The organism is Haloarcula amylolytica JCM 13557, from assembly GCF_000336615.1.
In the GTDB taxonomy this organism is placed as follows: domain Archaea; phylum Halobacteriota; class Halobacteria; order Halobacteriales; family Haloarculaceae; genus Haloarcula; species Haloarcula amylolytica.
Genome location: NZ_AOLW01000073.1, coordinates 22,627 through 37,835, shown reverse-complemented (window position 1 = coordinate 37,835; position 15,209 = coordinate 22,627). Strand labels below are relative to the sequence as shown.

Annotated in this window: 14 protein-coding genes and 2 pseudogenes; 9 read left to right on the top strand and 7 right to left on the bottom strand. The window is 57.1% G+C overall.

Translation table 11 applies throughout. The annotated features are described in order from the left end of the window. Window positions 1-224 precede the first annotated feature (224 nt). Both tnpC and C442_RS20540 read right to left on the bottom strand, forming a co-directional pair. Window positions 225-1,148, bottom strand: a pseudogene (tnpC, locus tag C442_RS20545) (IS66 family transposase); the annotation flags it as partial. A 9-nt stretch (window positions 1,149-1,157) separates the two neighbouring features. Continuing rightward, window positions 1,158-2,249: an IS630-like element ISHam1 family transposase gene (locus C442_RS20540; protein WP_008313922.1), complete on the bottom strand. Its 1,092-nt coding sequence runs from the start codon at window positions 2,247-2,249 to the stop codon at window positions 1,158-1,160. A 47-nt stretch (window positions 2,250-2,296) separates the two neighbouring features. Between C442_RS20540 and C442_RS20535 the strand changes: the two are divergent. Beyond that, a pseudogene (locus tag C442_RS20535) lies at window positions 2,297-2,740 on the top strand (DDE-type integrase/transposase/recombinase); the annotation flags it as partial. A 190-nt stretch (window positions 2,741-2,930) separates the two neighbouring features. On the opposite strand, the gene C442_RS20530 reads toward C442_RS20535, so the two are convergent. The 3 genes from C442_RS20530 to C442_RS20515 all read right to left on the bottom strand — a co-directional run bounded on the left by C442_RS20530 (window position 2,931) and on the right by C442_RS20515 (window position 5,403). After that, window positions 2,931-3,413, bottom strand: coding sequence for a hypothetical protein (locus C442_RS20530; protein WP_008313918.1), 483 nt, complete (start codon window positions 3,411-3,413; stop codon window positions 2,931-2,933). Then, window positions 3,406-4,278 carry a ParA family protein gene (locus tag C442_RS20525; RefSeq protein WP_008313916.1) on the bottom strand — a complete coding sequence of 291 codons (873 nt, stop codon included), beginning with the start codon at window positions 4,276-4,278 and terminating at the stop codon, window positions 3,406-3,408. Before C442_RS20525 ends, C442_RS20530 begins: the two co-directional genes overlap by 8 nt. A 732-nt stretch (window positions 4,279-5,010) precedes the next feature. Further along, window positions 5,011-5,403, bottom strand: coding sequence for a winged helix-turn-helix domain-containing protein (locus tag C442_RS20515; protein WP_008313911.1), 393 nt, complete (start codon window positions 5,401-5,403; stop codon window positions 5,011-5,013). Between the two features lie 112 nt (window positions 5,404-5,515). Here C442_RS20515 and C442_RS20510 point away from each other — a divergent pair, with 112 nt between their 5' ends. Continuing rightward, window positions 5,516-6,184: a DUF7509 family protein gene (locus C442_RS20510; protein WP_008313909.1), complete on the top strand. Its 669-nt coding sequence runs from the start codon at window positions 5,516-5,518 to the stop codon at window positions 6,182-6,184. Between the two features lie 292 nt (window positions 6,185-6,476). On the opposite strand, the gene C442_RS20505 is transcribed toward C442_RS20510, so the two are convergent. Together C442_RS20505 and C442_RS20500 are read right to left on the bottom strand one after the other, a co-directional pair. Beyond that, entirely contained in the window at window positions 6,477-7,073 is a 597-nt protein-coding gene (locus tag C442_RS20505; protein WP_008313907.1) for a hypothetical protein, read from the bottom strand. Between the two features lie 63 nt (window positions 7,074-7,136). Beyond that, window positions 7,137-7,523, bottom strand: a complete 387-nt coding sequence (locus C442_RS20500) for a hypothetical protein (protein WP_008313905.1) — start codon at window positions 7,521-7,523, stop codon at window positions 7,137-7,139. Here C442_RS20500 and C442_RS20495 point away from each other — a divergent pair, their 5' ends adjacent. From C442_RS20495 to C442_RS20465, 7 genes are all read left to right on the top strand, one after another. After that, a complete protein-coding gene (locus C442_RS20495; protein ID WP_008313903.1) occupies window positions 7,524-7,859 on the top strand; it encodes a hypothetical protein in 336 nt (111 codons plus the stop codon). A gap of 65 nt (window positions 7,860-7,924) precedes the next feature. Further along, complete coding sequence (locus tag C442_RS20490; protein WP_008313902.1) at window positions 7,925-9,766, top strand: SWIM zinc finger family protein; 1,842 nt, start codon at window positions 7,925-7,927, stop codon at window positions 9,764-9,766. Continuing rightward, a complete protein-coding gene (locus tag C442_RS20485) occupies window positions 9,759-10,550 on the top strand; it encodes a hypothetical protein (RefSeq protein WP_008313901.1) in 792 nt (263 codons plus the stop codon). Before C442_RS20490 ends, C442_RS20485 begins: the two co-directional genes overlap by 8 nt. A 56-nt stretch (window positions 10,551-10,606) precedes the next feature. Next, window positions 10,607-11,698 carry a tetratricopeptide repeat protein gene (locus C442_RS20480; protein ID WP_008313900.1) on the top strand — a complete coding sequence of 364 codons (1,092 nt, stop codon included), beginning with the start codon at window positions 10,607-10,609 and terminating at the stop codon, window positions 11,696-11,698. A gap of 226 nt (window positions 11,699-11,924) precedes the next feature. Then, window positions 11,925-12,281, top strand: a complete 357-nt coding sequence (locus C442_RS20475) for a calcium-binding protein (RefSeq protein WP_008313899.1) — start codon at window positions 11,925-11,927, stop codon at window positions 12,279-12,281. 119 nt (window positions 12,282-12,400) lie between these two features. After that, window positions 12,401-13,813, top strand: a complete 1,413-nt coding sequence (locus C442_RS20470; protein ID WP_008313898.1) for a DEAD/DEAH box helicase family protein — start codon at window positions 12,401-12,403, stop codon at window positions 13,811-13,813. Then, window positions 13,800-15,158, top strand: coding sequence for a DUF790 family protein (locus C442_RS20465; protein ID WP_008313897.1), 1,359 nt, complete (start codon window positions 13,800-13,802; stop codon window positions 15,156-15,158). Before C442_RS20470 ends, C442_RS20465 begins: the two co-directional genes overlap by 14 nt. Window positions 15,159-15,209 lie beyond the last annotated feature (51 nt).

Genomic DNA, 15,209 nt, shown 5'->3' with positions numbered 1-15,209 from the left:
CGAAGATCGACCGCTACAGACGGCTCATCGAGACAGAAGAAGTGACTCAGATCGGATTAGTGGGTGACGCTTTGTGAGGTACTGAGTCTGGATATTGATCGGACTATACGCCAATATCTCACCGGTATGGTGAAGTAAACCAGATAAAGCCAACTATATCAGATGTACATCTGTTATTCCGATGCCATACCTGTGGTCGTGTATCGAAATATGATCGTACGTGTTTACCCCGAGGTCTCAACGGCCGGCACAGCCTGATCTCGTGAAATCATCTCGTTGTTTCGGGAAACTCGCTTGAGTTCGTCGTAGGGATTGCGTCCCTGCTGGCGCCACGTCGCCAGCAGGGACAGCACCGTCTCATGAACGAACATCCCGCGGTCATTGCGGAGTGTTCCGATAAGTTTCCGGAGAACCACCGGCTCACGGAGCGCGTTTTCCGCGGCATTGTTCGTCGGAGAGACCGCTGGCTCACCGACGAAGGTGGGCCAGTGGTCGAGGCCACCCTCGATCTTTCCGAGCAGTGTTGCCACTGGTCCGTCGGGAACTGACCGCTCAATCAACGATTCAAGCTCTCTCCGTGCAACACGCTGGAGCTCTGCTCGCTCACGAATGTTCAAGTCGCTCTCCAGCCGCGTCTGGAGAGCGACGTACAACTGCTTGAGAGAGTCGTAGATCGGTTTGCCTTCAGGTTGCTTCTCAGCGGCATCTTCAGCCTCTCGCAGAATATGAGCCCAACACCGCTGGAGATTGTCGCTGAAGGCTGGATAGGCCATCCACCCATCACAGATGACCGTTCCCGCGAAGTCCTCGCCGAGGACTTCTGCGGGAACATCACTTCCGCGACTTTCTCTAACCGCGTAGAGCGTATGGTTCTCGGTGGTGAACGTCCAGATCCATGCTTGCTCACCATTCCGCTTGATGCCTGTTTCATCGATGTGAACAACGTCAGCCTGCTGGATCTGGCGGCGGATCTGCTCATATTCACAGCGACTGGCGCGCGCAGCGCGCTCGGTCGCGTGCCAAGTGGCTGCGCCTGATAACTCCAGTCCGTGCAACTGCTCGAAACGGTCTGCAATCTTCCGGTAGGGCAGGCGGTAATTGTACCTCGACAGTGCTGATTGGGCAATAACGTTCACCCCGACTGCCCCTCATAATAATTAAGATAACTTTTGAAAGTCAAGGAACTGTTCACACCACTTCCTTGCGAAGCTGATGCGCTTCGTTATTTTCTCGAAGGTTTTCTGGACGAGGTCTTTGAATTCCGCTTCGTTCTCAACGACAATTGGTGCCATCGTCCACTTGAGGTAGTCCCAGACTTGCTCGATTGGATTCAGGTGCGGTGAGCCTGATGGAATGAAAATCAGGTCAATCCCGAGCTGATGCGCGCGCTTGCGTGTGTATTCACATCTATGTAAACCGTGCTTGTCCAAGACGAGCAGAATCCGCTTGTCGGTATTCTGCTCGCGGATCTTCTCTAATACCCCGCAAATCCGCTCTTTCTCTTCGTCTTCGGTGAACGTTACCAGACTTTCACCGTTGAGGGCGTAGAATCCGACCGCAGAATCGTGTGCCTTGACTAATTCCCGTTCAATATGAGGATCGTCAACGTACCAAACCCGCCGCGAATTATCGTACAGCTGTGGCTTTGATGCATCAAAAAACCCGAGGACGGTACCGCCATCAGTACAGGTATCATCCTCAACAATCCACCCTTCTTCGTCTTCTCCCTCACGTTTGTTATGTGGCTGGTCATCCTCGTCGAGCGCGTCGTCGACGCGCTCTTCGAGGATTTCATCAGGGTTCTCTGGCCGGTGTGGACGCTTTGGTCGTGGTTTCGCGTATGAGAGACCGAGTTCCCGAAGGAAGGTACCGAGATAATTTGGGCTGTAGGAAACGCCAAATTCCGCCTGGAGAAGATGCTGAATCTCTTGCGATTTCCACGGTTGGCCGTCACGAAGCATCTCCACCAGCTCTTCTTGCTCATCCTCGTCGAGTTTCGGGGGCCGGCCACCCCCGAAACTCGGCATGAGTTCTTCGAAGCCTCCTTCGTTCCAGTCCTCTGCCCAGCGTGTTCCTGTTGCTGCTGATCGACCTTCCCGATCAGCAGCTTCAGGAATCGTATCGCCCTGATAGAGGTTCTTGATGAAGCCGATTCGGCGAAGGTGGTGATCGTCTTCAGCTTCTCTCAGCATCTCGTCAATCTCTTCTTCCGGCAGGTGACGCTTGATCTCAGTTCGGCGTGATCCCATTACCTCAACAGTGATCTCTACTTGCAAAAGTATTCATACTCATTAAGCCGTCGCGGGTCGCGGTCGATGAGAAACAAATCGAGATTGACGGGAAGAAAAAGTGGGTGTACGCCGCTGTCGACACTGAATCAAAGCTGCTTCTCGAAGTTGACGTGTTCAGTCGCCGCGGGACTGACCCCGCGGCGGCGTTCCTGCACCGGCTCACTCAGAACCACGATGTTGCCGAGACAGTGTTTCTCGTTGATGCTGGCGGCTATCTGACTGCCCTCTCACGTCACGATTTGAGCGGTCGGCTCGACTATCGAATCCGGAACCACATCGAAAAGTGGTTCCAGACTGTGACCGTGCGAATCGACCGCTTTCACTCCTTCTGGAGGGACAGTCAATCCAGCGCGAAACAGTGGTTACGACGCTTCAGACACCACTACAACCACGAACGACCCAACCAAGCACTCGACGGACGAACCCCAGCTGAGGTCATCCAGAATTAGACAGTACCTAAGTCAGGTTAATTTGATCTAAATGTATTGAGCTGGTTAGTCTCATCTACTGTGCAACCGTCTTTCGGACTCAGCTTCAATCATAATCGCAAGACAGTAGTCGGATAGAGAGTTTAACCATGCACATAATGTACAAAATCTACAAAATCCAAATAATAAGGATAATCGGCAAAATTCCAAATTAGTCGCTCGTGGCCTGTTCACTCAATATCTCCATAACTTCCTGTACACGTTCTTCATCAGCTTCGATACCACGCTCTCGGAGAATTTGCAGGGCGACCTCGTCACCATGATCTGCAATCACTTCTAAACATGCATCTTGAAATTCTCTTCCCTCAAACTCGGGGACATCAAACATCGAGCATACGGCAGTCACCGAGGATCGCATCCGTGTGACACCATCCCACGTCTCTTCCCGGACATAGAAGCCGTGCATATCAGTCTCGTCAAACGGGAAGGCTGGCCCACCGGTGGATTCGTCCATATCCTCCTTATCTTGATCAGGTGCGGACTCAATCTCCGACTCTGTGTCCTCAGTAGCAATCTCCTCATTCGGTTGCGGTTCATCCTCCGTGTCAGTACGTTCGTTGTCTGGCGCCGTCTCTTCCTCCGTTTGTTTGAGCTGTTCGGCGACGTCTCCGAAACGGTCGTCCTCATTAGGCATGACTGTGTTCCTCCACGAGGTCCGCCAAGTGGTCGAAATTCGGGATCTGGTCGCAGTCTTCGTCGAACTCTGAGACGGGCATTCCTTGCTTGAACGCGCGGGAAATCGCAGTCCGTTCCCGGATTCCTGGCTTTGGAATACTCTCAACGGTCTGCTCAGAATCATCAAGGGTATCGAATATCTCTGGGTCGATATGAGCGTACTCAGGGACGAACGCACCGAACTCTCGATTGAGATTTTCAACGAGGGTCCGATGCTCGTTGTGTTGCCCCATTGTTTCTCGAATCATATTTGGGGTAACTGCGAGGATATCTAACCCGATATTCTGCCGGATTGGAGAAATTTGACGTTCAATCATCTTATTAAGACCGTTAATCGAGCCAGCACGTGGGATCAGCGGGACTATGACACGTTGGACTGCGATGAGGGCGTTGTCAGAAAGTTTCCCTCGGCCACCTGCCGCATCAATTATCACGTAGTCGTATCCGTTTTGAATGAGCGGATCAACGACGTTCCGCCGAAGCTTCACATCTGCAAATCGTTCGTCCTTCAGCCTTGTCTCCACATTCTCGAGATCATTGCTCGACGGGAGGAGGTGAACGCCGAAATCCGTCTCAATAAGCAGGTCTTCGGGGTCTTCACCATCGATAAGGGCGTCACCGAGGTCCGCATCGCGGTCGTACGCATCGTCGTACCCAAGCTGTGTCGTCATGTGCCCGTCCTTATCCAGATCCAGTAGTACCGTCTCATGGCCGCGGTCAGCGAGTCGATCAGCGATGTTGAGCGCGATCGTAGATTTTCCCACACCCCCCTTTAGCAACGAGACAGCTGCTCCAGGAAGTCCTTCAAACTCGTCAGCACTCATGGGTCAGCCCCTCCGCGATAAGTGAATTTTGTACATTTCGTAGATAATCCGCATTGTGTAGATTTTGGGGATTGCGCACATTTCGTTGATAATGTGGGTTTTGCCTTACTCATACGCGGCTAATGAAGTTCACCCACCTTAATTCTGCGTCAGACAAGTTGGGCGCGCTATCTACACAATCTACATATTAAACATTATTCAAATTTCAGGCCCAATCCAATTTCCCTGATCTCTACCATTCAAACATAATCCACGCAATTTACATTATCTACACTTCGCACACATCACCACAATTATCGCTATAAGCCTCGAGCGTCAAGGAGCGCAATGTGCGAAATCTACATTATTAACATTATTCACATTACTCTAATGGTGTGCGATATCGACATTGTCCAGCCATTCCGATATGAGAAACTGGGGCGGTGGACTACCTCGGATTCCCGCCAGACCGAGGCACGATGGTCGTTCGACTATCTACACGAACCCAGGCAGGAACAGGAGGTGACCAGTGGGACAGTGACGACGACCGCCTGAGTAATCGATGGATCAGTACTCGTGGTAGTGAAGATCCACGACAGCCACGAGACGGATTGCAGAGACATTCTGATGGTTGCGGAAGAGATCAATCCAATTCAGCAACCGTGTTTGTTGGTTGGCGATATGAAGTGCTGAAACCCGGCAAAAGTTCCGATGGGCATTGGGAACGACACGGACAGAGAACCCTACGACAGCTTACGAATAGGCGTCGTTGAACTCCCGTTCACGGCGCATCAACTCCTCGACACCGTGCTTGAGAATACCCCGCCCCATTGCCGTCGGCCGATAGTACGTGTAAAAACCCTGGCTGTCAGCGGTCCGTCGCTGGCGCTTGTCGACAAGCCCGACGTCGACCAGTTCGTCGAGATGGTAGTGGAAATTGTGGGATTCGACATCGACCGCGGCCTTGAGATCGGAAGCACTCAGTTCATCGTTGGCGACGAGCGTGCGGAGGATCCGGAACCGCGTCGGGTGGCCGATCGCCTGTTGCATAGCGAGGTACTCCTCAAGCGTCAGCCCGCTCTCTTCGGGAAGCGGCGGATCCGGCTGACGAACCTCCTCTGTTGGCTGGCGATCGGTTTCGGACATTTGGGGGTGCCTCAGGACCTACGTTGGGACGCCACGTACTTAGTCGTTCTCGACTAGAATATTCCTGAGTACTCCGATATTTATATACTACCCTTCCGAATCGACGAGTCGAATGCGGCAACGGATTATCGACAACCTCCCCCGTTCTGCCGGTGATTCAGATGCGCTCGCTCCAGTCCGGCGGGAACAGTTTCTCGTCTATCTGATGGGTCCATACCGGACGTTCGACGTCGACGCGCTGCTGCCGGCGGACGCCGATGTCGAAACCGACGCCCCGTGGTTTGCGACGTGGGACGAGACCAGCGGCGAGTACGGCGAAGACGAGGTGTTGCGGCTCCTGCAGGAAACGCGGGACTGCCTCCGCGACCGCGGGTTTAACGCCTTTCTCGCAATCGACGTCGGGATTCCGCTCGACGAGATGGATGCCGCCACACAGAGTATCGCCTTTGCGACGGCGAGTAATGCAACGATCTTCATCGCTCCACAGGTCGGCGACAACCTCGGTGTCGGGATCGAGATTGGGAGCGTCCTCGAGGATATTCTATCAACAGCTGGAATGCAGGGGCCGGCGGCCGATGCAACGCCACCAACGCGTGCGCAACGGGTTATGGTCGCGACCGAACCATCGGTTCGTAGTGCGATGCTTGGCGCTGTCCACGCGCGCTGGGACGCCAGTGTTCGGACGTTCACCGATGTCGCGGACTGCTGTCGGCTCTGCGCACAGTTCTGTACCCACATTCAGAACGAGGAACTCTATGGCTCGCTTGATTGTCTGGACTGATCGGATTCGCGGTCAGCCCGGGAAGACCCCTTCGCCGGATCTGCTGCGAGAGTCACCCAACTCTATAAATTCGATGATCACGCGGTATTCCTGAGTGTCGGGGATACGAAACCGCTTGTGCGAGAGTGGTGTGATGAAAGTAGCGTCCGAGGGGAGTTTCCTCGGCCTCGTCGAGAAGCGTGCGCCAACTCACGCTGAATGGCATATCTGGATGCATGACGCCGGGAGCACAAAACTCCGCGGCTAACGCTCTCCCTCCGACACACGTTCCAGACGAGTATATTCGAGGAAGCTACCGTCCACTACTGTGCTCGTTGCCTTCGAGCACGTCCCGAAGCCCGTCCGGAAGTAGGGGAAACGGCTTCTCCGCGTGAAAGGCGACGTTCTCGTAGGCCTGCTCGACGTGTTTTCGCTTCGAGTCCGCACACTCCTCGGCGAGCGCTTCCAGTTCGTCCATCATCGATCGGAGTTCGTCCTCGGCTTCGAGCATCTCGGCGGTCAGCGCTAGTTCCTTGATCGCCTTGGCGGCTGCGCGTCGCACACGGCCGTCGTCGTCGCGGAGTGCGTCCACATAGAGGTCCCGCAGTCGTTCGCGGTGGGTCGCAATCTCGTCGAGCGTCCACTCGCCCGGTAACGCCCCGTCGGTGAGATCCGAACCGACCGTTCGATAGGCTAGGCGCGGATACAAACCGGCCGCAAAGCGGATCACGGACTGTCGCTGGTATCCATCGTCGGCCTCGTAGAGGTCGTGACACATCTCGAAACACTCGTCGAACAGGGCGGCTCGTTCCTCGAGTTCGGTATTGTCGATTTCGTCGATCGCCCGATTCACGCGCTCGGTGTCGCCAGAGGAGAGTGCGTCGGCGAATGCCTCGCGAGTGTGATCCATACACGTTCTTGGTCGGATGGCGGCGTAATTCCTCGGATTGGGCTTCGAGAGAATCTCTATTCCTCACCCGGAGGCGTCGTCGACGTAGTCTTCACGCCACCAGACGGTCCGGCCTACAGGCGACCTGACCGCTGTCGCCGTGAACACTTCGACGGAGAACGTCTCCGTTACGGCGGTATCCGATCCGTGAAGATGGGTAGCGAGATAGCGCAGTAGTTCGGGGATCGCTTCGTCATTCCACGTATACTTCTCCCGGAGCACGAGCAGGGCGTATGTCCGATCCTTGTCGAGCGACCAGACCGTGGCTGTGGCGAGTCTGGCGCTGACGTAATCGTCGGCGACCACGTCCGGATGTGTGATGTCAATGTGCCAGAGTGTCGCTTCCTCGGACTGAAAGAGGGGAAGCGGATCGAGGTGCTCAGACTGGAGATGTTCGGACGTCAGTTCCATATGCGGTTCGTACGGCTGGCAGAAATATTATCGACCCCAATTCGGGAAATTCTGAGGAAGAGCTACCGCGAACGAACAGCCATGGCCGACTACATCGTGGAACTCAAAAACTCGGTCTTTCGCGAGACACCACTCGCGGAGGCGAATTTCGATGAGGATGGTCGACTTGTGTTCGGCTCGAAAGAGGACGCAGAGGAGTGGGTGACTGAACAGAACCGAGAACACACGAGCAGGGGGCAACTCACGCTCCACACCGCCCATCCGGCCGACACGTCGGATATCGACGCCTACGTCGTCTTCCAGCCGGTAAAAGGCGTCTGGGTTCCAGATTCGTAGGCCCACAGCCCCCAACCGTCCCCTACAGTATTACTACGGACCTAGGCCATAGATACGTTACAAGGATGGCGGATTTCGACCCCACACTCACGGAGGCAGCAGTTCGGGATTTGGCACGTCCCCAGTCATATGACCGGGGGGAAAACTACTACGACGAGGATGCCGTCGTCGAGCTCGTCCGGCGCGGTGAGACGATCCGAGCGGCGGTTGAAGGCAGCCAGTACGAGCCCTACCAGGTGCGGATCGAGCTCGACGAAACCGGGGTCGTCGACACGGCGTGTTCCTGCCCGTACGATCACGGTGGGATTTGCAAGCACCGTGTCGCTGTCCTCCTGACGTATGTCCGTGATCCCGACAGGATCGACCAGCGACCGCCGGTCTCCGAACTGGTTGCCGACGCGGATCCCGAGGATATCCGTGACGTTCTTGTCGATCTCGTCGAGAGTCGCCCGGAGTTGGCAGAGCAGGTTGAGTCCCGGCTCGAAACACGAGAATCAGGAGAGGAAGGCGACGACGCTCGCAACCGCACGGCCGACATCAATCGAGAGTCGATCCGCCAGCAGGTGCAGTACATTCTCCGTCCCACCGAGGGACGTAGCGCCCACGCGTACGACCCGTATGAGGCGGTCGAAACTGACGTCGAGAAGTTGCGAAACGTACTCGACCAGGTACGGACAGCCGTCGAGGCCGGCGACGGCGAGACGGCACTGGATATCCTCGAACCGTTGGCTGACGAACTCATGGACGAGGAGTGGCTCGCTCTCTCGTACGACGATTCGCACGCGATCTTCGAGTTTTTCGACGAGGTCGACCGAGTGCTGGCCGAGGCGCTACTCACCGCCGACCTCTCGGAGGCCGAGCGTGCCGACTGGGAGGATCGCCTCTGGGCGTGGGAACAGGAGATGGGAGGCTATACCCACCAACCACCGTACAGCGTCGCCCTCGAAGCGGCACAACGGGGCTGGGACTTCGAGCCGGTCCAGCAGGCGATGCAGGGCGACATCGGCTACGCGGGCCTCTGGGAGGGCGACCCGCCATGGTATGCCGAGGACTTCGTCAGGGCCCGACTCAACGTTCTCGAACGCCAGGGCCGCATCGAGGAGTACCTTAACCTGGCGGAGGCTGTGGACCTGATCGACGACTACGTCACCATGCTCGTCGAGGAGGGTCGGATCGACGAGGCAATCGAGTACAGCCGACGCAACCTGTACTCCCCGGACGAAGCACTCACGTTGGCCAAAGCCCTTCGGGAACACGACCGGCCGAAGGCCGCTCTGGAGATCGCCCAGCACGGATTGACCCTCAACGACAGCAGCGGGCAAGCGGAGTTGGCCGAGTGGCTCTGTGATAGAGCTACCAGCATGGGCGAATCCGAGATTGCGCTGGAGGCAGCTATCGCCACGTTCGACGCATTGCCGACGCTTGCGGCCTATCAGGCTATAGAGGAACTCGCTGGCGAGGAGTGGCCGACCGTCCGCGAGGAGCTACTGGAATCGCTTGCAGACAAGGACACGAAACAGCGGACTGCGCGACGGCACGTCGAGATTTTTCTATACGCGGAGCGATACGACGAGGCCATTGCCATCGCGGATCGGTTTTCGGATTACAAGGTCGTGGAGCCGGTCGTCAAGGCCGTCTGGGAGGAGCACCCCAACTGGACGATCAACGCCTGCAAGGAACAGGCTAGGCCGATCATCGATGAGGGACAGTCTCAGCGGTATCATCACGCTGTAGACTGGCTGGAGTACGCGGGAAAGGCAGCCCAAGCGTCGGGAAACCTCGACGAGTGGCGTGCCTACGTGGAGGACTTACGAGACGAGCACTATCAGAAGTACAAGTTGCGACCGATGCTGGAGGATCTGTTGGAGGAGTTCAACGGGCGAACGCATACCGAAGATCATGACTGACTCAGAAGACACAGATCGATTCGTTATCGAAGTTAGCCGCGTGGGGACTGTCGATCATATTGTCGACTTGGAAGCCGAATCAGCGGACAGGTCGCCGTACTCGCCTCGGCGAGGCTTGCCGGGCGAGAAGCTGTGCAATCGGAGTTCGCGCTCACCTGCAAGCGAATACATCGAACTTCGGGACTACGCCGACTGGAAAAATCTCGACAAGACGGCATTCGAAGGGGATGCGCCGGACGAAGTGTGTTCGTATTGCTGGGCTGCGGTAGTAGAGAACATCGAGAGAGAAGAACGGCACGCAAACGAGGAGATAGATGAGCGCGTCGGGACAGTTGGATACCGTCTTCGGTGGAAACAGAAGGGGCGTGCCCGCGACGAATGGTACGACATCGTTGTTCGGCCGGAGACGACCATAGCAGAACTTGACAGGCTTATTTGTCGGTTCACCACGCTCGATAACTTCCATCTTCGTATGTACGGTCTCGAAGATGAGTACATAAACTCGACACTCAACGTTATCCCGGACCACCAGTTCGCTGAAGTCGACGATCCCTCATACACGAAGGCAAGCGAGATGACGATTGCCGATATCGCCGAACACGCTGCGTTCTGGGAAGGGGACCGGCTCAGCATGGTCTACGATTTTGGAACCCCCTCACGCTATTACTGCATCGTCAAGGAGGTGTATGGTGGAGACGAGCTTGAAAATCTCTTTGAAGAACGTGATCCGATCGTAGCGACCGAGACAGCCGCGATCATCGACGAGAAACGACCCCAACAATAGCCACGAGCAGACGGTTGCCCCGCACTTTTTCACCGGACTCCTCGAACACTCGGCCAATGGCCGACTGCCCGTACTGCGAGCAATCCTTCGCGGACGAATCCGAGATCCGCAAACATCTCTATGAAGCCCACGAGTACGACGAACTGGGTCGGATCGACACCAAGCGGGTTGACCAGTACATCGACGATCACGACCTCAAAGAAAGCGACGACGATACAACCCGTGCGCAGCAAGACACGGACGAAGCGGTACAGATGTCCCCAGGGACCGACCGCCATGCGGGTGAGCGGTGGGAGTTGCATGACGTACAAGCACTATCGACGCGGGAAATTCAGGACAAGCTTGGCGAGCACGGTATCGATACGACTGAGGAGTCGTTCCGTGACCGTGCGGCCGAGGTTGACTCCGCGATGACACTCGCCGACCAGTGGGAAGCCGACCATGACGTCGACGCGTCAGGGTACGATCGGGATTTCATTTGGATGGCAGCTGAAGTCCTCTGGAGCCGGTGGGCACCCGATCTCTCCTATCAGGAGCGGATCTACGACCTAGTACAGGAAGGTCGAGAACTCCGGGAGCAGGGGGACGACGCCGAAGCTTGCCAGCGGTGGCTGACTGCCTGGGAGACCATTATCGCCGTCACGCCGGATGACATCACGACACTCGAGGCCGCTGACGATCACCTCCCGAATGTGCTCTCGCTCGAACCATTCCTGCGGTCGGTCGACAACGACCTTGCCACACTGGCAGCGGACGATCCGCCCTATCACGAGCGACGCCTCGAATTCTGTCGGGAGGTCTGTACCCGGTTTCCGGATGCACCTGCCGAGCTACTCCTTGATTTCCGCCACTTCATCGCGGACTCGCTGACAGAGCTAGGACGACTGGACGAAAGCAGAAATGAGTTCGAGACGCTCATTCGAGACTATCCCGAAGATCCCTGGGCGTACAAGAAACTCGCGGATAGCTACTGGCAGGATGGAGTTGACGGGCTAACAGCCGAAGAGCTGAAACGCGCCGTAAAATTGTACGAACAGGCCCTAACCGCCGAAGGTTCCCTCGAACAGCCATCAGCCGTCTCTGACCGGATCGACGAACTCGAACGCCGATTAGCTGACGTGGACTCGTCCGAGGCACAAGAGGAATAGGTGGTCTCTGTCGACTGACTTACGCCGTGAGCCGTCGACGTTCGTCATCAGACAATCCTATCCTCCAGCTTAACCAACAGTGTACAGATCCATCGGGCATTTGTTGGTTAACTTCGTCCAGCGACTTGGATCTGTTCTACGGCCAGGATTGAGCGCGTCCTGCATCGGTCGATAGGTGGTTTCGACCTCCCCGAATATCTTGAAGTCAGGATGCGTATTGGTCAGCATGACACGGGTCGAGAAGGACGAGGAGCGGGAAGAGCGCATCAAGATGCGGATCATCGTCGATACTTACAGCCCTGAAGAGCAAGCGTGGGGATGGTACGCGTATCTGGACGACACGATGGACTTCCCGTTCGAAGCACGCTGTGTCACCGAGCGAGAGGAGTCACCGCTAGAGGAAGGCGAAACAGTACGCGTAGTTGGGATGTCCCCGACAGATCCGACTCTCAGCCAGATGTTCGTGACGATAGAGTGGATGGACAGAGAACTTGGCGTGCCACTGGAGCAACTAGAGTCGATCGAAGCCAGTAGTAACACGGACCAAGCGATCGCAGACTGGCAGTACTGGCTCGATCGCTGACAACCGTAACTCCGGAACAATAGAACCACCCGCATCCGCAGAAGGACAGACGTGCGCCTCCATGGAACTTGAGGAACCCAAATATTGAATCCGGTCGGGGGTCTCTGTACCAACATCGAATGCGAATCGGATTCGACGACGGCACGCTCCTGCTCCGTAATGCTCCCGATGATGTTCCGTACGCTGAGTGGGACGACCGCGTCGACGAGTACCGCACCCAAGCGTATCGATATCGATCCCTGCTCGAATGGGCCGGCAAGTGGACGGACGGAAACGAGCAGGCAACGTTACAAGAGGGCTTCGCTCACACTCTCGAAGACGCCGCCCGTGCCTATCCCTATCTCGATCTCACGCCAGCGCTCCACATCGAACCGCGCGACTACCAGCAGGCCGCACTCAACGCCTGGATCGACCACGATCGGCGAGGGAGTGTCGTACTCCCCACGGGCAGCGGGAAGACGTTCCTCGGGCTGCAGGCCATCGCCGACGCTGGCGTCAGTACGCTCGTCGTGACGCCGACGATTGACCTGATGAACCAGTGGCACGCCACGCTCACCAACGCCTTCGGCGACCAACTCACGGAACCGGTCGGCGTCCTCGGCGGCGGCAGCCACGACGTCACCGCGATCACCGTCACCACCTACGACAGCGCATACCGCTACGTCAACGAGTACGGCGATCAGTTCGGCTTGCTCGTCGTCGACGAGGAACACCACCTACCAGCCCCGACCTACCGGCAGATTCCGGAGATGATGATCGCCCCATATCGCCTCGGGTTGACCGCCACCTACGAGCGGCCAGACGGCAAGCACGAACTCCTCGAGGACCTCCTCGGCCCGGTCGTCTACCGGGAGGACGTCGACGAACTCGCCGGCGAATACCTCAGCGAGTACGAAACAATCCACATGTCGGTCGAGCTCACGGCCGACGAGCTCGAGCAGTACGACGAAGAGTACCAGATCTATCGCGACTACGTCGACACCCACGAGTTCGACCTCTGGAAAGAGGAGGGCTACCAGGAGTTCCTCAAGCGCACCTCCTACGATCCACAGGGCCGGCGGGCACTCATCGCCAAGCAACGGGCCGAACGGATCGCCCGAACAGCGGAGAAGAAACTCGACACGCTCGACAATCTCAGCAAGCGCCACCACGACGACCGCGCGATCATCTTCACCGCCAACAACGACTTCGCCTACGACATCTCCCAGGAGTTCATCGTCCCCTGCATCACCCACCAGACCAAGACCGACGAACGCACCGAGATCCTGGAGCGGTTCCGGACCGGCGAATACTCGATGCTCGTGACCTCGCAGGTTCTCGACGAGGGGATCGACGTCCCGGCGGCAAACGTCGGGATCATCCTCTCGGGGAGCGCCTCGAAACGTCAATACGCCCAGCGGCTCGGCCGCATTCTTCGACCGACGGACGACCGCCAGCCCGCCCGTCTCTACGAAATCATCACCGAGGATACGATGGAGACCTACGTTTCGCAACGCCGCCGGGAGGGGGTGAGTGCCAGTGCTGACGGCTGACCTCGCACGCTCGCGCACGACCGACGAGACCGTCACCCCGCTGTTCATCGATCCCAACGAGGAGCGCTACCAACAGACCGCCCATGAACTCATCCAGCTGTTTGAGAACCACCTTGGCGAGCCGAAAGGCGATCTCGAGGACGCGATTGACGAGCTGACCATCGCGGATACTGATTACAAGATCGTCCAAGGGCTGGCGAAACTCCTCAAAGACGAGTGTGAGTTCGAGATCGTCACCTCCGTCGACCCGCGTGAGGTCCGCCGGCGACTCTTCGAGAAAGCCAACGGGCGCTATCCGATCGTCCGCCAACCGACGCTCGGCGAGGACACACAGAAACTGGAGGTGTACAGCGCGGTCGCCGACGACCTCGGAGTGTCGTTGGAAGAGTGCTATCGCGGAATGTACGCCGATCTGGAGGACAACAAACAACTCGTCCGGATCGGCACGCGGACGGCCGATCAGTACGCCAGTGATGATGATGGTTCGACGTCGACGACCAACCTGACCGGCAGCAGCGACGCGGAGTACGAACACACGGACCTCACCGTGGACTGGCTGTTGACGCGCTACAACCTTGCGCTCGCCCAGGCGGTGCTCTACGACGCCACAGAAATGCGGATTCAGGTATTGGACCACTTCGGGACGGTGTTCAGCTATGTAAAGCTGTTCGGGTTGATGCACCGGATCTATCCGATCGACGCCGACGGTGAGCGCGTCGCGAGCACGGACCAAGCCGCCGGCTACGAGGCCGTACTGGACGGCCCGGCGTCGCTATTCTCGAAATCACAGAAGTACGGCATTCGGATGGCGAACTTCCTGCCGGCGTTGCCCCTCTGTGACCGCTGGGAGATGGGTGCCGAGATCCTCGTCGACGAGACGACCGGCGAGACCCGACAGTTCGCGCTCGACCACACGGAGGATCTCGAGTCACACTACAGCGCCGGCGACCAGTTCGATAGCGACGTTGAGCGGACGCTCACCCGGAAGTGGGAGCGAGCGAATACGGACTGGGAGTTGGTGCGGGAAGACGACGTCTTCGACCTCGGCGCTGAGGTAATGATACCCGACTTCGCGATCGAACATCCCGATGGCAGGCGTGCGATTCTCGAGATCGTTGGCTTCTGGACACCCGAGTATCTGGACGCAAAGCTGGAGAAGATTCGAAAGGTGGAGGCCGACAATTTCGTATTGGCTGTCTCGGAGCAGCTGGATTGTGCGAGCGAGGAGTTCGGGAGCGCCGCCGATCGAGTGCTGTGGTTCAAAACTGGAATTCACGTCTACGACGTAGTCGATTTAGCTGAACAATACGCGACAGAGATGCCACAGAGTCAAGAGCAGGCTTGAAAGATAGTGGATCCAGTGAGTATTTTAACTGTTGCCGGATTATTGGTAAAT